This is a genomic window from Stieleria marina (assembly GCA_007741555.1).
In the GTDB taxonomy this organism is placed as follows: Bacteria; Planctomycetota; Planctomycetia; order Pirellulales; family Pirellulaceae; genus K23-9.
This window is the reverse complement of record CP036526.1, coordinates 6,731,656-6,752,094: the sequence shown is the minus strand read 5'-3', so window position 1 is coordinate 6,752,094 and position 20,439 is coordinate 6,731,656. Positions and strand designations below refer to the sequence as shown.

Annotated in this window: 17 protein-coding genes and 1 tRNA gene; 7 read left to right on the top strand and 11 right to left on the bottom strand. The window is 54.1% G+C overall.

What is annotated here, in order from left to right; all coding sequences use genetic code 11:
- Positions 1-16 precede the first annotated feature (16 nt).
- The 3 genes from K239x_RS23990 to K239x_RS23975 form a co-directional block, all read right to left on the bottom strand.
- Positions 17-2,371 (bottom strand): glycosyl hydrolase family 95 catalytic domain-containing protein, encoded by a 2,355-nt coding sequence (locus K239x_RS23990; RefSeq protein WP_145420864.1) that lies wholly within the window; start codon positions 2,369-2,371, stop codon positions 17-19.
- Between the two features lie 556 nt (positions 2,372-2,927).
- Entirely contained in the window at positions 2,928-3,716 is a 789-nt protein-coding gene (locus K239x_RS23980; RefSeq protein ID WP_145420862.1) for a PEP-CTERM sorting domain-containing protein, read from the bottom strand.
- Positions 3,717-3,952: 236 nt separating this feature from the next.
- Positions 3,953-4,270, bottom strand: a complete 318-nt coding sequence (locus tag K239x_RS23975; RefSeq protein ID WP_419190113.1) for an alkaline phosphatase family protein — start codon at positions 4,268-4,270, stop codon at positions 3,953-3,955.
- On the opposite strand from K239x_RS23975, the gene K239x_RS28930 reads away from it, so the two are divergent.
- Entirely contained in the window at positions 4,205-4,465 is a 261-nt protein-coding gene (locus K239x_RS28930; protein ID WP_419190131.1) for a hypothetical protein, read from the top strand. The two genes, K239x_RS23975 and K239x_RS28930, sit on opposite strands and share 66 nt — an antisense overlap.
- A gap of 249 nt (positions 4,466-4,714) precedes the next feature.
- A complete protein-coding gene (locus K239x_RS23970) occupies positions 4,715-4,963 on the top strand; it encodes a tyrosine-type recombinase/integrase (protein ID WP_145420860.1) in 249 nt (82 codons plus the stop codon).
- A gap of 102 nt (positions 4,964-5,065) precedes the next feature.
- Here the strand turns inward: K239x_RS23970 and K239x_RS23965 are convergent.
- Positions 5,066-5,139: transfer RNA gene (locus tag K239x_RS23965), tRNA-Arg, on the bottom strand.
- A 190-nt stretch (positions 5,140-5,329) separates the two neighbouring features.
- Positions 5,330-6,124: an N-formylglutamate amidohydrolase gene (locus K239x_RS23960; protein WP_145420859.1), complete on the bottom strand. Its 795-nt coding sequence runs from the start codon at positions 6,122-6,124 to the stop codon at positions 5,330-5,332.
- Between the two features lie 305 nt (positions 6,125-6,429).
- On the opposite strand from K239x_RS23960, the gene K239x_RS28925 reads away from it, so the two are divergent.
- Positions 6,430-8,589 (top strand): hypothetical protein, encoded by a 2,160-nt coding sequence (locus K239x_RS28925; RefSeq protein WP_419189334.1) that lies wholly within the window; start codon positions 6,430-6,432, stop codon positions 8,587-8,589.
- A gap of 27 nt (positions 8,590-8,616) precedes the next feature.
- Here the strand turns inward: K239x_RS28925 and K239x_RS23950 are convergent, their stop codons facing one another.
- From K239x_RS23950 to K239x_RS23940, 3 genes are all read right to left on the bottom strand, one after another.
- A complete protein-coding gene (locus K239x_RS23950; RefSeq protein ID WP_145420858.1) occupies positions 8,617-9,195 on the bottom strand; it encodes a Clp protease N-terminal domain-containing protein in 579 nt (192 codons plus the stop codon).
- A gap of 366 nt (positions 9,196-9,561) precedes the next feature.
- Entirely contained in the window at positions 9,562-10,143 is a 582-nt protein-coding gene (locus K239x_RS23945) for a pyroglutamyl-peptidase I (protein ID WP_145420857.1), read from the bottom strand.
- A 202-nt stretch (positions 10,144-10,345) separates the two neighbouring features.
- Entirely contained in the window at positions 10,346-11,053 is a 708-nt protein-coding gene (locus K239x_RS23940) for a methionine-R-sulfoxide reductase (protein WP_145420856.1), read from the bottom strand.
- A 194-nt stretch (positions 11,054-11,247) separates the two neighbouring features.
- Between K239x_RS23940 and K239x_RS23935 the strand changes: the two genes are divergently transcribed.
- The 3 genes from K239x_RS23935 (at position 11,248) to K239x_RS23925 (ending at position 15,414) form a co-directional block, all read left to right on the top strand.
- Positions 11,248-11,781, top strand: a complete 534-nt coding sequence (locus tag K239x_RS23935) for a hypothetical protein (RefSeq protein ID WP_145420855.1) — start codon at positions 11,248-11,250, stop codon at positions 11,779-11,781.
- Positions 11,782-11,808: 27 nt separating this feature from the next.
- Positions 11,809-13,710: a sulfatase-like hydrolase/transferase gene (locus K239x_RS23930; RefSeq protein WP_145420854.1), complete on the top strand. Its 1,902-nt coding sequence runs from the start codon at positions 11,809-11,811 to the stop codon at positions 13,708-13,710.
- Positions 13,711-14,157: 447 nt separating this feature from the next.
- Positions 14,158-15,414 (top strand): coiled-coil domain-containing protein, encoded by a 1,257-nt coding sequence (locus K239x_RS23925; protein WP_145420853.1) that lies wholly within the window; start codon positions 14,158-14,160, stop codon positions 15,412-15,414.
- An 83-nt stretch (positions 15,415-15,497) separates the two neighbouring features.
- Here K239x_RS23925 and K239x_RS23920 read toward each other — a convergent pair whose 3' ends face one another.
- Both K239x_RS23920 and K239x_RS23915 read right to left on the bottom strand, forming a co-directional pair.
- On the bottom strand, positions 15,498-16,550 hold the full coding sequence (locus K239x_RS23920) for a primase-helicase zinc-binding domain-containing protein (RefSeq protein WP_145420852.1): 1,053 nt from the start codon (positions 16,548-16,550) through the stop codon (positions 15,498-15,500).
- A gap of 173 nt (positions 16,551-16,723) precedes the next feature.
- Entirely contained in the window at positions 16,724-17,848 is a 1,125-nt protein-coding gene (locus tag K239x_RS23915) for a leucine-rich repeat domain-containing protein (RefSeq protein WP_145420851.1), read from the bottom strand.
- A 220-nt stretch (positions 17,849-18,068) separates the two neighbouring features.
- Here K239x_RS23915 and K239x_RS23910 point away from each other — a divergent pair, with 220 nt between their 5' ends.
- Positions 18,069-19,538, top strand: a complete 1,470-nt coding sequence (locus K239x_RS23910; protein WP_145420850.1) for a sulfatase-like hydrolase/transferase — start codon at positions 18,069-18,071, stop codon at positions 19,536-19,538.
- 43 nt (positions 19,539-19,581) lie between these two features.
- Here K239x_RS23910 and K239x_RS23905 read toward each other — a convergent pair whose 3' ends face one another.
- Positions 19,582-20,379 carry a hypothetical protein gene (locus tag K239x_RS23905; RefSeq protein ID WP_145420849.1) on the bottom strand — a complete coding sequence of 266 codons (798 nt, stop codon included), beginning with the start codon at positions 20,377-20,379 and terminating at the stop codon, positions 19,582-19,584.
- Between the last annotated feature and the right edge of the window lie 60 nt (positions 20,380-20,439).

Sequence of the window (20,439 nt, the reverse complement as noted above, 5' to 3'; positions counted from 1 at the left end):
GATGCAGACCGCCTACCTATTGGTAATAGAATTTGTGGCTGGGCAATCGCTGAGTTTTCTTACTCAAACCAAATAGGTTGCGGCTGGCGGCGCTGACAGGGATCGGTTGAATGTTCATGTCCGTTTCCTCGATCGTGGTCGGAGTCAGAATCGCAATATCGCCCTGCTGGATTTTCAGTTCGTAGAAGCCTTCGTTTTTGAACACTTGTGTTTCGTTTGCTAACACACCGTTGATGTAAATCTTAGGATGCGAGATATCGGTCTGCACCAGACAGGGCTTGCCCTTTAAGCTTTCAATCAACACGAATTGGGTCACACCACCTTTCTTCTTCGCACTCACCAAAAACGCGCCTTGCGTGCGAAGGTGTTCAAACGCGACGTCGCCCCACCTTGCTGGCGTTCCATGGAAGACACGAATCTTGCCGCCCCAACTTTGCAGCAACATGTCGTGCAAACTGGTCGCGAACGAGAGCGGGCTTTCGATCACCGGATTGCCTTCGGCGTACATCGTCGTGGGCGAAACGTTTTTGTGCTGAATCAAAAAGTCCAGATAGTGATAGGCTTGCTCGGGATCACCCAGACAGGCATACATCGAGGCCGCGCCCGTAGCTGTGTATCCGGTGACCGGCATCGCTTTGACTTTCACTTTGCTATTGATCGAAACGTTCAACCAATGATCCAGTGACGTTCGCAGTAATTTAGTGTCGACATCGTTTTCCGGCGTGATGACGGACAGCGGATAGAAACCCAGCAGGTGTGAGTAGTGACGGTGGGGTTTTTCAAAGGCAATGTCTTTGCCAATTCGCAAGCCGTTCTCGTCCGTTTGGAATTCGACCAGGTTATCAAGAATCCTTTGCCATTCGGATTCCAGCGGATCGTTCAGCTGATGTTGGTGATTGATATCCACCAACGTTTGACAACTCCAACGTAACAGCGCAATGGTGAAATTGATGTCCTGGCCGCGGCCTTCGGGGTATTCCGGAGACCAGCTGTTTTTGATGTGGATCTTTCCATCGTCGGATGCGACGGGGTTATCACGCAGGTAGTTCAGGTAACCGTTGACGGTCTTACGCAACAGTGGAAACAATCCGTCGCGCATCCGTGTGTCGTCAGCGGCGTATTGGCAGTGCAACCAGTAATCGTGCAGTACCCACGCCAGCATGTCGGGCGTGTTCGCGCGGTTGGAAGCCAGGCAATCTTGTGGAAAACAAGCTGCGATCGAGGCACTGTCTTTCCAGCGATCCGGAACATTCTTCGCCAGATTGTCCGCGTATTTGTCCAGGTTGTTTGGCAGCGATTCGCCCAGGGACATGCGGTTGGCGGTCAAGTGTGTCCAATAAATTAGCTGCACATTCAAATCGCCCCAAACCATCGGCCAAAAGGTCTTGTGATACCAGGGCCCCATCAAATCCAGGATCGGACCGTTCTCACGCATTGCCGATCCGAGCTTATACATTTGAATCCAATAAAAGGATTCCTTTTCCGGGTCGTTGAGCGTCAGGAAACTCTGTGGATAGTAGTCATGCCACCACGTTCGATGGCTGCTGACAAACGATTCGTTGTCCAATAAATCCTGCGCGTCGATCAAATTCTGTTTGACGATTTCCAAACTATCGTGCGCCGGAAAGCTGTGGTGAACGCTGGCAGTGAATTGTTGTTTCCCCGCAGCATCGCCCGTGACCTGCCAGCCGGTCGTGGTCTCACCACGGTTTTCATACAGCAGTTGTCGGCAGAAGTAATTGCCACCTTCTTCGCTCAGGGTCGGCTCGGGTGGTAGCGGGTAAGGAGCATTGCGCATTTTGTCCCAGCTAACGCCTTTGGGTCCGCCGCCGGCATCAAGCTTCTCTTTGACCGGCGCGAAGGGTGCGTCGGGATGCCAACTGATTTGGATCGACTCGTCGGTCGCATCGGTTTCAAAGAACAGTACATCGTGCCCGCTGTGCGTGAGTCCTTGCAACTTGTACGAACCGACGGAGGTCTTAATCGTTCCGGTCAGTTCGGCATTCCATAATCCCAGTCGTAGATCCACCGACTCGATGTCGCCCTTTGATTGCAGTTTGAAATGCCCCAGCGGTAGTCGACTGCGGTAAATCCACAGCATCTGTTCGCCTTCGTGTGGCAAGCGATGGTCGTAGTAGTCATGGCGACCGGCATGGATCGAGATCACATTTTTGGCTTCGCCTTCGGCTTGATAAAACAGAAAACCAACATTGCCGTTTCCGCTGTAAGGTGCGAGTTCCCACCGATTGGGAATCTGATCCCAAACCATGTCGTGTCGTGAAAGAAATTCAGGCCAATCGATCGACTGAGCGCAGGACGTTGCGGTCTGAAAAAGAACAGCCGTCGCAAGCAGCAAGTGGAGTCGTATCATGAAATGTTTTTCGTGCGAACGAGGGTTGTGCGGGAATGCGAGCGGGAAAACCGTGGCTATTGGTTAAATGGATGAATCAGCCGATGGTTGTCAGCCCAGGTTTCGCGTTGAGCACAGGTCGGCAGGTCGGCAGGTCGGCAGGTCGGCAGGTCGGCAGGTCGGCGCCGCGGAATATGCTTGGGTAAAGTTCATGCCCTGCTTCGCCATCTTAACGACGTTCGGCGTTTCGTACGGACACGGCGCGTCCAGATCATTGAGCTGGATGTCCTGCCATCCGAGATCGTCCACCTAGAAGATGAGGGCATTGGGTCGCTGGTCTGCCGAAGCAGATAGGGGAGTGACCGCAATTGCGAGAACGCATACCAGCAGAGTAAGCACTGCAGTTTTGAGTCGTTTGATTTTCGTTTCACCATTTCCTGATATTCAATCATTGGTTCGGGCAACGCTCGCTTAGCTCGTCTCGTGCGTTGACTACTCCCGCACCAATGTTTCAGAGCGCGAAAAAAAATCCCCGGATGCCGCGTGGGCGTCCGGGGATTTGACATGACAAAGTCGACTAGCCTGCGGCCTTTGCGCGGCGTCGGCGACGTCCGGCTGCGAAGCAAGCGAGAGCACCACCGAGTAAGGCGAATGAGGACGGTTCCGGGACTGCAGTTGCCGTCATATTGAAGTTGGTGACTGAGATTTCGCCACCAGTGGTATCGTTGTTCGATGTGAAAACGGCCATCACATGGTTGACATCAGCAATGCTGAAGGGTCCGCCGCCAAATCCTGAAATATCGTAAGTCTGGCTAAACGTCCCGGTAGTTGCACCGGCAAATGAAGCGAGGGCACCGCCAGTGCCGCCTGAAGGGTTGCTTCCATCGTTGAGGTTGTAATCTGAGCCGACAAAACCGCCGAAAGAACCACTCTCGTTATTAAAGTCGCTAGCAAACCATGCGCCGTTCGTTTGGGTCACTCTCGCATTTAAGCCGGCAGCAGCAGGGTCTCCAGTAAACAGGCTGGAAGAGAAATACAGCGTGGTTCCTGCCCCTACCGAATAGTCGAACGAAACCTTGATCTGCGTCAGGCTTGTATCCGTGCTGGTTACCGAATTAATCAGATGCGCACCTCTTTCATCATCCGCATCGTTCCCTGGGTTCACCAGCGCACCGCCTGTCACGGACCAATCAGCGTTGCGCTTTATCCAGTTGCCCGAATCAATATCTCCATTATTAAAACGTGTACTTTGTTCAACGGTATTTGCGCTAAAATCATCCATCATGAGAACTAAATCTGCATTGGCATCAGCAACAGACACAGACAGCAGAATTAAAAAAGTGAATGCTTGGTACAATTTGTTCATGTGGTGTTCGTTTCGTTGGAGGCACAATCGGCCATCGAAATACGCAGATTCGTGCACTAATAATAGCGATATATCCGTTCAGTATAGCTGAACCAAGAAAGCCTGTCGGTCACGCAATCTACTTAATCGGCAAAATTGTTTCTGATTTGCGAAGTCAACTGTATTCGACAAAAACGCTACGCAACTGCGTTTTTGCGACACGCGAGTAACGAAATGCGTCATGCGGCTTCCGCGCGCTACCTCCCAGGAAGAGAAGCGAAGTGGTCGCCCAGATCACGCTTGCCTGAGCAGAATGTGTCATAGCCAGCAGGCCTGAGCCATGCAGACATGAGAGCCTCGTAGGGATGAAGACTGCCCTGCATGGGCACGCCCACTCGCTGGTGGCTGAATGCTCTCGCCAGTAAAGAACGCTGTATCCGCAAAGACGAACAGGCCGGAGCCACGACAAAATTTGCAAAGACAGCCGACACTGCGGCCGGTTGATCGAGATGGCACGTTCGGATCGCCGGATTCCCGGTGAAACCAAAATCGCAAAAGCCTTGGTCAACGGACATGATGAACAAGGCATTGGGCTTCGCCGCCTGGGCGTTCGTTTCAAGTACGAAGACCCGTTGGTGCACCTGCCGATGTGGAATGTGCAGGTCGATATTCGGCATCCGCGACGATCGTTGAACGACGAGGAGTTTTTACTTCTAGTTCCTGCCGCCGCTAACTCAACTAAGTGCATTGAAGGCATGACGGGGCCGTAGAGAGAGTTTCTATACGAATTGGTAAGAACGACAGGACTACGCAGAGGTGAAGCTGCCCGCCTAACGGCGGCATCGTTTATATTCGACGAACCTCCGCGATTGATCGTCTCAGCTGCCGACAGCAAGCATCGCGAGGTCGACACTGTCTTCTTGCATCCGGAAATGGTCGCTACGATCCGGGACAAGGTCTCGAGCTTGTAGCCGGGCGAGCCACTGTTCCCGTTACTCGCCCAACGCGAGACCGCTGACATGATGCGAGAGGATCTTGAGGCTGCGGGCCTGCCCTACCAGGACGAAATTGGCGAGTTCGCGGACTTCCAGGCACTGCGTCACACCTTTGTGACGAAGGCCTGTGACTCGGGAGCCGACGCACCGACGGTTATGAAGCCGGCCCGTCACAAAGACATCAAAACGACAATGCGATACACGCATCAAGACGAATCGGCTCAGATTGCAGCGATCCGTGCTATGAAACCACCCGGGAAGAAATCCGGCTGATACGCCATCCGGGTTGCCTCAGATGAGGTATGGACAGCGTAATTTGCTGACCAGTCAATTCCGAAAACGGCTTCGAGAGTCGTTTGGCCCCGTAAAAGCAAGTACACCCCAGAGGATTCGAACCTCTAACCTTCGGTTCCGTAGACCGATGCTCTATCCAGTTGAGCTAGGGGTGCTTGGGCCTAGTTGGTTGGCTGTTGCGGTTTGAACCGCCGCAGCTTGAACTTGGAAGCGAGATTTTAGCGGGGATTGGGCTGGTCGCAAGGCCGTTCGCATTTTAATGACTCAGCCAGGCCGGTTTGGGTTCGCTAGGGGCGGTTTTGTAGCGGTGATTCGGACTGTTGGGCGGTTGGGGGGGCTAGCCGCTCAGGCTGCTTCGCTCTGCTGGAGCTGCAAAGCAGCACGAAGGGTGTCGCACAGTTGGTCGATGGCGGTATCACGGACTTGGATCGCTCGCCCCGCCCAGGCTCGATTGAGCAAGATCTCGATGCCCAAATACGTCTGGTTCGTGTTTCTGGCTGGCCCGGTTTGTTGGCCTTGAAACTCGGATCGCATGGCTTTGGTCAAGCTTTCGACGGTTCCGCGCCGTGGATAATTTCGACGGATTTTTAGCATGTCCGCTTCAAAGTAAAGCTCTTCGGCCCAGTCAGCACTCAAGTCGGATTCGTCGTCGCAGGCCGGATCGTACAGCAATCCCACATCCGCTCGACGACGCTTTTGCTTGGGGCCTAGCAGATCAAACGTCCGTACCGACAGATGGACCACGTAACGGTGACGCCGCATCATTTGCCGAAGCGAGTGCTTGACCGCCGATCGGTAAGGAAGGTAGTAGTCGTTGATCAGCTGCTGGCGATCGTCTGCGGACAGTTTCCGAGCATCTTTGGAAAAGAGCTTGGGATGACGCAGCGACCGGGTCACATCGATCGCGTCGAGTGAATACTGATACTGCATCAGCGGAGCACCCAATCGCTCCGACATGCGGCGCGAGGCGTATTGGGCCGCGACGTCAGCGTTGCCCGAAAGTTTTTTGTTGGCTGTCACCGCTTCGTTGGCGGTCGACTCTGGATGCGGAGAGTCCGTTTCGTTTGCCGACGGGTGTGATCGCAGAAGCTGAGCCGGGAGATTCGCGCCACCGGATTCGCAACTGATCAAGATGCACATGAAAACGAAAATGGAAAAGTGGGCGTTTGACAGGCGTAAAAGTATCGGCGTCTGGTCAGTCTTGATGGACGCAATGATGGCTCGGTCAGCCCAATAGTGTACGCGGTGGCAGTTGGCCGGGTAAACATCGACTGCACTGGTTCTTGACTGCGTTTTGCTTGCAATGTATTGGGATTCGTCTTGTGCCGGGCGATCGAACTTCGCTATCGAGGACGTTGGAATGCTTTTGCAACGAGAAAAATGTCATCGATTGTTGGATGGCGTTTGGGCTCGTGCTCCTTTTGCGTCAACGAGAAACCTTCGCGATGAAAACGGCTCCACGCACTGTTTTGATCTCTCTGTCCAACCTTGCCATCCTGGCGGTCGTCATTGCGACGGCGGTTTGCACGTCCGCGTTAACGTCGGACGCCGGCGAAGGTTTGGCAAGCGAACCTTACTCCGTCTTTGTCTCGTACGACAAAGCCTTTGCAAGGTGCGGGCCATCGAGCGAGTACTATCGCACTGATCCGCTACGTCACGGACAAAAGCTGCAAGTCTACGTGGAAACGGATGACGGCTGGTTAGGAGTCCGTCCACCCGAAGAAAGCTTTTGCTGGGTGCCCGCCTCGACTGTGAAAACATCGGATCGTGGCCAATCGGGCGAAGTGATCGAAGACCGCACCGTTGCTTGGATTGGAACCAATCTGGGACGCGCGAAGCGATACCGCTGGCAAGTGCAGTTGGCCGAAGGCGAGCCTGTTTCGATCATCGGTCGCAGTGAACGCGAAGGACCCGATGGACCTCAGCTTTGGTATCGCATTGTACCCCCGTCAGGCGAATTTCGTTGGGTGCACCGAGATCAAGTGGTGCAGTCGGCCGAAGAGCTGGTAGCCAAAGCCACTGAGAGCACACAAGACGCTGCAGATACGGTTGCCACCGTCGATACCGAATCGGATGCCAAGCCATCGATGTCGCGATTCGGCAACTTGGCTGATCGTGGCAAATCGATTTTGGCCAAGGCGATGCCAGACAAAACCAAAGCCGCGCCCAAAGTCGCCAGCATCGAACCGGCCGCAAAACGCGAGCTGGAAATGCAAGTTTCCGAACTGCTGTCATCGACGCGGCGAGCCAACGATCCCATGGTCAGCGACGCGGACCGTTTGACACAAGCGAATCAAGCGTCATCACGACGCACCAAGCCACTTGTCAAAAACACCGCCGACGCAAACGCGTTGCAGCCCGTGCCTGCTCAGCACGCACCCGTGCTGAGCGCCGCGCCGCGGCCTCAGGTGCCTGTCGCAGTGCGATCCGAAGTCGTCAGTGCTGATACCGTCGGCAGTGGTCTTCGTTCACAGTGGCAGACAAATGCAAATCAAACCGCCGCCAATCCTGCTCAGCCAAACTACGCTGTAGCGACACCGGGGCAAACTCAATCCTTACCAGCGCCGATCCGCAGCGAACCACAACTGGCTGCGGCTGATTTTGTCAGTCGACCTCGGTTGATTGATATCGGTTCGACTGTTCAGACAGCTGCACCCGGATCAGCCGACGTTGCAAACGATGGAAACTGGATCGTAGGAGCAGCAAGACAATCCAATGCCGCCCCACTTCACCAGTCGTTGCCTGCTTCGCTGGCCATGTCAGGACAGAGAAACGCGTACGGACATCCTGTTGTTCCAGTTCAAGCTGTGATCGACAACGGCGGTAATGTGGCTACTCCGAAGGTCGTTTCACAAGCATCGATCCAATCGATTGCAGCCGAAGCTCGAGACGCGAGCGTCGAGCAGTTGCATCTGATGCTTTCGCGATTGATGGCCAGCAGTGCGACTGCGATCGAAACACAACCGATTGCCGAAGCGGCTGGTCAGTTGGCTTCGTCGAGCGGCGACGATTTGATAACGGCTCGGGCTCGTTTGTTAAACGAGCGCGTCGTGCAATACCAACGGATCGCACAACGACGTGACGGTCAAGCTGTTGTTCGCGCTGACGGATTCAACGCCGATGCGATGAGATCCAATGGCGGCGGTTATGCCACCAACAATCTGGGTTCTCCCGTGATCACAGCCAGCGCAAATGTTCCTGCCTCGGGAACGTTGGATGGTCACGGCACGCTGCTCAACCAAGGAGCGTTGCAGCAAGGAACGCGGCAGCAAGTTGTCGGGCAACAAGCAGTGCCGCAGGGAGTGCTCAATACCACCAGCCAAATGTTGCCACAGCCTGTCACTCCACCAACTCCTGCCGCATCAGGCTATCTGGTGCAAGTTTACTCGGCTCGCCAAAACAGTCCGCCTTATGCTTTGACGGATAATCTCGGCAACACGATCGCTTACGTGACCCCGTCGCCCGGAGTCAACTTGCGACACCACATCAACAGCGAAGTGACGATCGCCGGTAGCCAAGGCTACGTGCAGGGGCTCAATACGCCGCACATTATTGCCAATGAAGCGATCCGAGTAGCGAGCGGCGAAGTACAAGGTCGCCGCTAAGCATGGACTACTGCGGATCAGAAGGCATTAAGCACCGAGTGATTCAAGTGCGACGTGCCGGATGGAGCCGCGTTCGATCCACATCTCGTTGAGCAGCATGTTTGCTGTGGTTCCGAACGAGTCGATGATTCCCAGCATCAAGTGTTGGGGTTCGATGGCGTTGTGCCCCAATTCGGCGGCAGCTTGAGTCGATTGTTCTAAGCAAGCGACCAGATTGTCCGAAGCGATCAAATCCGATGCAGTAGGCATCGGGCGGTCGGTGGTTTTGCCAAATCCGACGACGTAGTTGATCACGCAGTCAATTTCTTCAGATGTCATCCCTAGATCATCGATCCAGTGGCTGCCGGACAGTTCCGACTCTTGGACAAGTGCAAAAAATAGATGCTCGGTGCCTAAGTGCCAGTGTTCCATTCGCAGCGCATACTGCGACGCCAAGAGCATGATCTTTTCAACGCGAGGTCCGTTGACGGGGCCACTGTTTAAATCAATCGAGCCAGCGAAGTCTGTCTGATCAAGCGCGCTTGAACGGGCTCCCAGAGCAGGGGTGGCTGCCAAGGCGGACATGGCGGCGGTGGTTCCGATGAAACGGCGACGCGAAACGGACATAAAGACTCTTCCCAAGCAAAAAATGAAATGAACATGCGTTGATGCGGCGGAATTGTAGGACCACCGGTCAAGCGGGCAAGGCAAAAATTGGCGGCAACCTTGCAGCGAACCTGCCGCTCGCACGGATCGACTCGCCAAAGAATCGAGTTGTGCTCCCGCATCTGGGGAAATTGATACGGCGTCGCTGAAGCTCGAAACCTGACGCCCTGTGGTAGAAACAGGGCTCTTGCGATTGCATTTCTGCAACTGAACTTCTGCGTTTGACTCGGCCAATTGACTGGAGCCAGCGGGTTCCGCTTAGAGCAGCGCTAGGCGACCGTGTCTCGTGAATTGAAGCCGTGTCTCGCGAATTGAAACTGGGCGAGTCTAGACTTGGGTTGCTAGCTGTTCCATGATCATCGCGATTGCCGCGCTCGACATTGGCGTACTCATGCTGGCAAGTCGGCCGGCATCCTTGGCGGCTTGAGCTGGTGTGAGCGGCAAATGAACAAAGACCGTTTTGGTGTGGTTGTTCATTTCGGTAATGTAATGATGGCTCAAAAACATCACTGCGTTACACAAATAGGTTCCCGCGTGATGTGACAATTCGTTGGGGATGCCAGCGTCAGTCAGAAGTCGCGATGCCGGCACCAGATCCAGCGTCGAACGGTATGCGGCCGGTGCGTCTTGAATCAACGGTGTCCCATCGCTACGGACGTTCAGGCCCACTGATTCGACTTTGACCAATGGCGAACCAGGCGATTGGCCCAAATGAATTGCCAAATCAAAGTCGCTGCGTAGATCGTCACGCAGTTTTTCGCTCATCCGTCCGAGATCGACGGGGTAGCGCCGTGTGGTCACGTCGAGCTCGCCGTCGTACCAACCCGTGAAATCCACCAGCGCCAGCCAACTGGAGTTTTCTTTCCAGCGGTCGTACGGTTCGAAGGCGGTGATCAGGACGCGGGTCACGGCAAGTCTTAGGCAACAGATAAGGACGCTCTGAAGCGTGTCAATCGCTTCGATGCCACATCATAGTTGACGAATTAGGCCGCGTCAGAAAAGCATTGCCTTTTCCAGGGTAACTTTCGCCACGAACTTCGCGAATGGTTGGGCGAGTGGAGTGAAGGCGATGGAATTGACGCAATGAAATCAACCGCGGCCAACCACTGGGTCATTCTTGGGGGCGAGCGGCGGCCTTGTCGGTAACCTTTTCCTCGGGCATTTCCGGCGCGGAAGTGGGTTTTGCAACGATCTTTGCCGGCAGCGGTTTGCCTTTGGAAACAAACTTCATCGAGATCGAATTCACACAATGGCGAACGTTCTTCTTGGTCAGCCGTTCGCCCTGAAAGACATGCCCAAGATGTCCCCCACAATTCGCGCAAACGATTTCGACTCGTCTGCCGTCCTGATCACGTAGCCGCCGGACTGCTCCCTTGATTTCGTCATCAAAGCTGGGCCATCCGCAATGGCTCTCAAATTTTTGATCGGCTCGATAGAGCATCGCATTGCATTGGCGGCAGATATACGTCCCGGGGTCTTTGGTCAGGGTGTAGCCGCCATCGCCAGGTGGTTCGGTGCCTTTTCGCAAAAGCACAAACGCGGCATTGGGGCTGAGAGCGTTGTAGCTTCCCCGCACTGTTTTTTGCGTTGGTTCGTCTGTGTTCTCAGACTGTGCTTCCGACTGTGTGTCGTCGATCGTCACGACGGGGCGTGATTCGGAGGCGTTCTCAACCGCGGCACCCTCAACCGCGGCTTCGTCAACAGGCGCGGCCTCGGCGACAGCAGGCGGCTCGTTCAATAACGATTCGTCTAATGGTTCATCGCAGCCGACAACACACGCTAGTGCCAGCGTCAGTGTTAAACATGAGCAAAGTTTCATCCGCGTGTTCCTGACTGCAGGGAATGTCTTCGTCAAAAGTGTCGCAGTTGACGAGTTGGTCGTTGAGGATTTCCCGAGTTTTTTACAGCCCCGGCATGCGCTCTATTCTACGCCAAGCCGACGTTCGGCGTGAAGGACGCGATGAGTTGGTTACAGCACGACTTGGGTGGCTTGGCTATGATAGCTGACGTTAAATGTCGATGTCGCCCAGCATCCCCGGTGACGAAAGCTGGCCAGGCGGTGGGCAGATGCTGGACAACACCACCGCTCGGCCGGTCCGATACGAATTCGCGACGCATCATCGCAGTGCAAAGGAATACAGAATGTCGGCAGGTCTCGAGTGGATTCCTATGTTGCTGCAATCGATCGTCTCACTTGGCGGGTTTTTGTTCCTGGTCGGAGCGATCATTTACATCGCGATGAAACGTCAACAATACGGTCGCCCTGCTTCGCTGCTGCTTTGGGCTTTTTCGCTGCTATTGACCTCGACCGTCGGAAATCGAATCTTGCATTTCGCGGTGATGCGTTACTTTGACAACTCTCAGCTTTTGACGGTGTTTTCGTTGACCAATGCGTTCAGCTACGCACTGAGTATTACCGCGTATGTCTTGGTAATCAGAGCAGTGTTTGTCGATCGCCAACCGAGCGGGCCATTGTCTCGCAATTTTGACGGCCGTCCGCTGGCTGACCAGCCAAGCGACAATCCTTACGCGGCTCCCCATCAATAGTTTCTCTTCCTTGGACGACTGAAATCAATGATAAGACGACCGATTGTTTTGACCGTGACGCTCTTTGCGACTGCGTTGATTGCGAGCACGTTGTTTGACGTCGCTGCCTCTGCAAAAACGCCAAACGTCATCTGGATTTCGGCTGAAGACATCAGTCCGCATTTTGGCTGCTACGGCGATCCGCACGCCATCACGCCAAACATTGATCAGCTGGCGAGCGAGGGTGTTCGATATAGCCACGCGTTTACGGCGGCTGGAGTTTGTGCTCCGTGCCGATCGTCCATCATCACAGGGTTTTATCAAAACAGCATCGGCACGCATCACATGCGATGCGACGCCAAGCTACCTGCATGGCTCAAGCCGTTTCCTCAGTTGATGCAAGAGGCCGGTTACTATTGCACCAACAACAGCAAGACGGACTATCAATTCACCCAGCCTTCTAAGAAAGCGATCTGGGACCAATGCAGTTCCAAAGCGCACTGGAAAAATCGCAACGACGATCAGCCCTTTTTCGCTGTTTTTAATTTCACGGGTTGTCACGAAAGCGGCATCGAGAACGAGGACAAGTACCAGAAAGTGACCCAGGATCTGAACGCCGATCAGCGACAAGATGGGGATGCTCTGACGACTTTGCCACCTTATTATCCCGATACGCCAATTGTTCGCGAAGATTGGAAACGTAACTATGAACTAATCACCGCGATGGACGCTTGGGCAGGCGACTTGATCCAAGAATTGAAAGATGCCGATGTCTACGACGACACGATCATCTTTTTTTGGTCCGACCATGGTGTCGGCCTCCCGCGGGCCAAACGATGGCTCTACGACTCAGGGACTCGTGTTCCGTTGGTGGTCCGAATCCCGGATGCGTTTCAAGTCGATGGCCAAGGTCGCAGCGGGACGGTTGATGATCGGTTGATCGATACGACGGATTTTGGGCAGACGGTTTTGAATCTTGCCGGCGTCGATTTGCCAGAGCGATCACAAGGTCAACCATTTTTGGGGAAAGATTTGCCGTCGCCGCGACGCTATGTCTATGGCGCACGTGACCGCATGGACGAACGCTACGACATCATTCGCACTGTTCGGGATAAGCGTTATCGCTATGTGCGAAATTTTGAACCGTTGAAGCCTTACTATCAGTACATGAATACGCCGGAGAAAGGCGCCACGATGCGCGAAATTCGGCAGGCTGAAACTGCCGGCAAGCTGTCGTCCACAATGGCGTTGTTCAGCGCTGCTGTGAAGCCCGTCGAGGAGCTTTACGACTGCGAGTCCGATCCCCATGAAATCAACAATCTGGCGGACGATCCAGCGTTGGTCGACAAGCTGGCGGAGATGCGAGGTGCATTGAAAGATTGGCAGAACAAAATCGGCGACATTGGATTGATCCCGGAAGCTGAAATCGAAATCCAAGAAGAATCGGCTGGTTCGCGGTTCGCAATTTTGCATCGCGGGCAGGATTCGGCTTCCAAGCTAGAACGCTTGGTCGACATTGCAACCAAGGCATCGCAGGGGCCAGCGATGCTCGATGACCTGCTGTCTGCTTTGGAGGATGACGATCCTTCGGTGCGTTACTGGGCGGCAACCGGGATCGGCAATGTTGGCCAAGACGCTTCGTCGGCCCAAATGCCAGTGCTGGCTGCGTTGAAAGATCCCTCTCCCAGTGTTCGAATCGCGGCTGCACGAGCCGCAGCGAAGTTGGGGGAAACGGAGGCAGCACTCGATGTATTGAAGTCAGAACTGCAGAGCAAGCACCAGTGGGGGCGATTGTCAGCGGCAATCGTCTTGGACGAAATGGATGATCAGGCAGCCGATGCGCTGGATGATCTAAAATCAGCCCTGAAAAATCAGCCCAACAAATACATCGTCCGTGTCGTCAATCGCGCCGTCAATGAATTGCAGGGGACCGATCATGTCGTGCCCTGATCTGTTGTTCCAGAGATGAGGGACAAGCTGGCTGTCGATTGATGCGGTCGAAGAGTTCTTTCGATGGCACGTTGCCGCGTATCACCGTGGCCAGCTCGACTTGATCGTATTTTCTATGCGGCGATTCTCTATGCGGCGATTTGCACGCAGCGTCCAGAACTCCCATATTGTGGGCGACTCTTCTGCTGCCGCTAGGCTCGTACTTGTTTGGAGAGCAAGCATGACATGCACCGAGTCAGGGAGACGATCAGGACCCTCATCAAGTTTGACAATCTAGCAATGGAACTGACTATGAAATGCTTCTCGATTTGCATCACGTTTTTGTCTTTATTGGCACTGTGTATTCCTAGCACCGCATCGGGCCCGTGTTTCTTGGCCAAGCGAAAGCCGATATGCAACCAAGCAAACTGTTGTGCCGTTGGTAGTTGCCAGCAGTCCATTCCGTGCATGGTCAATGAATGTCCGCAACAAACAGCATCGGTTTATGTCAGTGAGACTGCGGAATTGTCTCCGACGATTGGTTGCGATTCGTTCCTGGCGGCCGTGCCGGTGGTTTACGAGTGTGCCGCAGACGTCACCTTCGCGATTCCAACAAGAAGCGTTGCTGTCGTCGCTGCACAGCTATACATCGAACCGAGCAGTGCGTGCCAAGTCGGCTACCAGGTTCAGCACCAAACTGAGTATCAAGTCGTCGATTTGTACGATGGGCAGGCTTTGGCATCGCAACCTGCTTTGCTGACAGCAGCGGAGGTCCTGCAACAGTCATCCAGCGATCAACCCATTTCCCAAGTCGACTATCAGTCCAGTGCGGACGCGATCACACCCTCGCTTCGTTCGAGGATCGCTGATCTTGAAGCCCAGTTGGCAGAGGCGACGGAAGCATCGCAGAAACACGCGGCCGCATCGGAAAAGTCGCAGCAGCTAGTTGATTCGCAGGAAACCGCTAACGAAAACGTACATAATGAGATGAAAGTAGCATCAATTCGTGCCGACAAAGCGGAGTCAAAACTGAAGGAGGCTCAAAAGCAATTGGTCGAACTGCAAAGTCAAATGAAGGAGGCTCAGGAAGCGGCCGCTTTGGCAAAGCAGAAATCGATGCAGCAACGCGAGGCGATGGCACAAAGGAACGCGGAGACAAAGAAGTCGGTCGCACGGATCGAAAGCCAGTTGGCTGACCTGAAAGAGCAACTCAGTGCTGCCCAAGAAGAGAGGCAAGAAGCCATCCAAGCCGCGAAGCAAAACAAGGTGGCTTTGGAGGACGCCGAAAAGTTAGCGTTGCAGGCGCGAACGCAAGCGAAACAAAACGCAGGCAAGGCTCGTGAAGCAGCGGAGTTGGCCACAAAACGAGCTGCCGAAGCTGCAGCCGAGCAAAAACGAGCGTACGAATCTGCTCAAGACAAAATCGTCAAGGCTCGCGATCGAGCGATTGCCGATGCGAAGAAAATGAGCAAAGAAGCAGTCAAGAAGGCCAACATCGACAGGGCAAAGGCGAAAGACGAACTCGCAAAATCGAAGAAGACAATTCAAGAGCTTCAGCTTGCCAAGAAAAAGTCGGATCAGAATGCCGTCAAACTTGGTGAGCAATTGAAGAAGCAGCAAAAGCAAAATGGCAACTTGAAGAAGCAGGTCGAACAGCTAAAGAAACGGTTGCTCGAATCGCAGAAGAAGCAAAGCAATGATGCTCCGGCAGATATCGACATCTAAGGCGTTTTTTGCGCCGGCAAATTGAATGCGACGTTGTTACGCCGAATTACGCTGGACTACGCGGAGCTGAAGCACGCTGCGTTTCAGGCTGCGAAATCAAAATTCAGTTGTTCGCTGATGGGTCTTGCAGCAAAATGCTGAATCACGTCGAGAGTTTGCACATCGGTCTTGGTGGCACCTTTCTGTCGCCATTGCCGTAAATCTTTGGCGTGATCGGCGACCGTCACGACGCTTGTCGTGACTCCCCGCATCGAAAGCCGCTTGGCCAAAGACATCGCGCCGGCAATTCCCGCTTCGTCGCGGTCAGCGATGATCGTTGCCTGCCGGTAGCCTACGCGTGCAAGGTACTGACCGATCTGGTGAGTGCCTCCGCAACAGCTAGGGCGACCGATGCAGGCGATCTCTAAGTCCAGTGCCGCTGCCAAATCACTTGGTCCTTCGACAATAAAAACACGCTCTCCGTCGGGGCGATGATTCCGCGACAAAAACAAACCGGATCGACTGCCGCGGACCGACCATTTTTTGTCATCCACCGTGCTGCGAAGTCGAATGCCCACCACGTCGCCCTGGCTATTTCGCATCGGCCACGTCGTCGCCTGATAGTCGGTAGAGTAGCCGACGCAGAGTGACCGCAAGCTTGATTCGCTGATTCCCAGGTGATTCGATAGTTCGTGGAATTGGACGGCTGTGATGCAACGCATCGCGTGCGATGTCAGCTGCGTCATTCGGCGAACTTCTGCGGCGGTTGATTCACGTGGCTTGGCGGGCTGATGAGTTGGCGATCCTGATGCGCCGATCCAATCGCGATTGTGTCCGCTACCACTCGCTTCGCCGACGCCTAGATGGTCGCTTAGCCAATCAAGTGTGGACGTGAACGTGCCGCCGGCCCACCACATCAGTGTTGCGATGCCATTGCCCGGGCGGATACTACTTCCGCTGGTAAAGCAGTGTCGGCAATGCACCGCGCCGCGCTGTTGGATGTTTTCAAACGCGCTGAAGCGGTCGCTGCCACCGCATCGCGGACAAGCGTGACCACGTCCATCCAGTCGGTCGGCGGGAATCCCTGCAGCAGCAAGGATTTCGACCCAGCGTCCTCGAGCGACGCTATTTATATGACTCCAAGATGGCCGTGTCATTTTGAAACGCGTCGCAGAGAAAACGATCAGCAAGCTTCAATGGACTTGCTATGATCGCGTTATCGGCAACTTCAGTGACACAGCTTCATATGCGGTTGACCAAGGAGAGTGACTCCGGTCAAGCAAAGTTTGCTGCTTTGACCGTGACGGCTGAGCCGCAAGACCGCGGTACTTTATTGACCAGCAATGTACTTCAACTGGATTTTCGTCTCGGGTAGCTTTACCTTGAGCTTGTCAGCACCCGCTTGGGTGACCCCCGTTCGCGTCACAATCAGGTCTTTCAACAACGAAAGCGGCTCCAGCGCCGCGAGCCCTTTGTCGGTGATTTGAGTCGAGCCCAAGTGCATGAAAGTGGCATTTTCTAATCCGCTCAGATACTTCGTTCCGTCATCACTAAGCCGCGTGTTGTCCAGATTCAGCCATTGCAGATTCGTCAGGCCAGCGAGGTGCGAAATGCCTTGGTCGGTCAGATTTACCCGCCAGAGATTTAGCTTCTTCAGTTTGGACAGCTTGCTCAGCGGTGCCATTCCACTATCGTCCAACTGGGCGCACTCGCTCAGATCCAATTCTTCTAGGTTTGGCAATCCGAGAAAGTGCTGCATCGCATCGTTGTCGATCGGACAGCTTGCGACTCGCAGTTTCTTGAGCTTGGGAAACTGAGACATCACCTTGATGGCGTCGTTGCCGATGGTGGTGCCTGCCATGTAAAGTTCAGAAAGTTGCTTCTGATCGCTTAGCTTTGCCAAGCCGTCTTCGCTGACCCACAAAAAATCCAGGACAAGCACTTTCAGATTAGGAAGCTTCGCAACGTGTTCCATTCCGTCATCACTGACATCGCAGGTGACATCCTTTCCGGACATTCGCAAGGCTTTTAATTTTGAAAGCCCCGTCAGATGCGCCAATCCTGCATCCGAAATCGAACATTCACGCACATCAAGATTCTCTAGCGTGGTGATTTTGCCAATGCTCTGTAGAGCGGCATCGGTGATCTTGGTTTTTGCAAGCAGCAGGCTGCGAAGTCGTGGCAGTTTTTCCAGGTTGGCGACCGCGGAGTCGTCAATCTCTTGGCCACGAAAATCAATTTCGATCACATTCCCACCGTCGACACGCATCTTATCCGTTACCGATTTGACGGCTTGCAGCACATCAGGATCGTCCGCGGGTTGAGCAGGCCGAGCGTTTTCGGTGGCGGCTGATTCGGTAGCTGAAGTTCCCGCGACCGGTGCTGCGGTTTTTGAATTGCATCCTGCCAGGCAAAGCAGCACCCAAATGGCAAACGAAGATTTGAAACAAGACAAGTGAGCAACTCCGATAGGTTTTGAGGTGGGCTCGGCTAATAACGCGGTCGAACCGAGTTCCCGAGTGCATCGATCGACTGAGTGACCGACAGACACCAGAATTTACGCGAAATCGATCATCGAAACAATCTTGCCAATGGCTGGCAAATTAGTTGCCGCTGGCTTCAGACGCCGTTAGCCTGACGGAACCCCATTTCGTTTCGATCAAAGGCAAGCCCCTATGTGCTCTTGGATATTGAAGTCGCCGATTTTTCAGGCACTGCTTTTTAGTTCGTTTGCCGTGTCTGCTGCGTTGGCCCAGGATCGTCCCAACATCGTCGTGTTTCTGTGTGACGATCTTGGTTACGGCGATTTGCAGTGCTACGGGCATCAACATCTTCAAACGCCAAGGTTGAATCAGCTAGCGCAGGAAGGGATTCGATTCACGGATTTCTATTCGGCCGCGCCGGTGTGTTCGCCTTCACGCGTCGGTTTGCTGACGGGCCGCAGTCCTAATCGGGCTGGTGTCTACGATTGGATCCCCCCCGGTTCAAAGCCGCGTCCCGACGGGCGAGAACAAGTGCATATGCGATCGAGCGAAGTCACGATCCCGGCTTTGCTAAAAGGATCTGGCTATCGGACTTGCATGGCAGGCAAGTGGCACTGCAACAGCCAGTTCAATTCGGACACGCAACCGCAGCCAGGTGACTTTGGATTTGACCATTGGCTGGCAACCCAGAACAACGCCAGTCCTACTCACGATGGCCCCGTCAACTTTGTTCGCAACGGCAAGCCGATTGGCAAGGTGGACGGATTTAGCTGTCAGATCGTCGTCGATGAAACCATCGGGTGGCTAAAAGAAACAGCGAATGACGAGCGGCCGTTCTTTGTGTTCATGCCGTTTCATGAACCGCACGAACCCGTCGCGTCGCCTCCCAAGTTGGTCCAGCAATACATGAGCGTCAGCCAGAACCGAGACGAGGCCGAGTACTTTGCCAATGTTGCGAATGTTGATTCTGCGGTCGGTCGTTTCATGGACGCATTGGACGAAATGAAAATGCGAGACAACACGCTAGTGATCTTTACGTCCGACAACGGCCCGGAAACTCTGAAGCGATACCAGCGAGCCAAGCGATCGTACGGACAGCCTGGCGTGCTCCGCGGCATGAAACTTCATACGACGGAGGCCGGTTTTCGGGTGGCCGGGATCATGAATTGGCCTGGGCGAATTGCAGCCGGGCAAACTAGTTCGACGGCCGTTTCATCGCTCGATTTTCTGCCCACGTTCTGTCGGCTTGCCGAAACCGAAACTCCATCGGGTGTGGCACTGGACGGAATCGATTTCCTGCCGGTGCTTGATGGCCAGCCACTCGTTCGCGACAAGCCGCTTGTGTGGGCGTACTACAACGCAACCAACGAACATCGCGTTGCCATGCGCGACGGAAAATACAAAGTGCTAGCCAAGTTGTCAGGTGGCGAAGTCGCGCAAGTGCAGAATGTCACGAACCAAACGCAGACGCTGGTTGCAGATGCCAAGTTGACCGACATCGAAATTTATGACTTACGCGAAGATGTTTCGGAGTCAAACGACTTGGCGGCGGACAATCGTGAACTAGTCGATCAATTGCGTGCAAAGCTAGAGAAACACTACCGCGAATTGGCGACGAGCTCGCACGTATGGCCGCTGGAACCGTCACAAATCAAAAAGTGATTTTCCGCGACCTGAGTTGACATTCCTTGGCAGGAAGTTGGATCTAGTTGGCGTACGGGTTACTTTGCACACCGGCTGGGTTAGAGCTGTTTCGCTCGGGGCCCTGCCATTGTTCGGGGGTCCAGTCGTCGGTTGTGCTGGACGCTTGGCCATTTTTGACTTGTGTTGTTGAGCTGCCACCGTTCATGACGGGGTTGGTGACATCGACGCTGTCAAAAGCAGAGCTTGCATCCAGGGTTGTGATCGTCAGCCCCTTTGGTTTTGCAGCGTCAGCTTTCGCTTTTGTCTGAGCCAGTTTGGCTTCGGCTTTCTTTCGCTTTTCTGCCACGGCGGCCTTCAGTTTCGCTTTCTTGAGATCCATTTTTGTAACCGTCTTGGAATACATTTGGATGCCATCGGTATCTTTGAATACGTGGTCAACACTGAGGTCCAGTGCTTCGACCGATTCGGCCAATGGGCTATCTGCGGTGCGTTGGATGATCTCCGGATTCAGATCCATCCACTTGTTCATGTTGACGAAAGGGCGACCTGATTCGGACACCCGGTAGCGAAATTCGATTCGGTTTAAACCCTTCATTTTTACCCACTCCAACGTCAGGTATTCGTTGACCGTGACGGGGCATTCTTCTTTGACTCTGCGGAACTTTGCCGCAAAAGACGCACGTTTGGGGCTTCCGCCTACATCGCTTTCGATCGCCTTTTCCATTACGGCTCCTGCCATGTCTTCACAGCCAGCGCTGACAAGACAGATCACGCTCGTAACAGCAAGTGTGCATAGGAACTGAGTCGTGCCAGAAAGAACCGTACTGGACTGAGTCAATTTGGGCGGGAGTATATTCATCGTGAGCGTCATCAAGAACAGTTGGAAACAAAAACGCGTTGGAAATGACCGGTTGTCGTG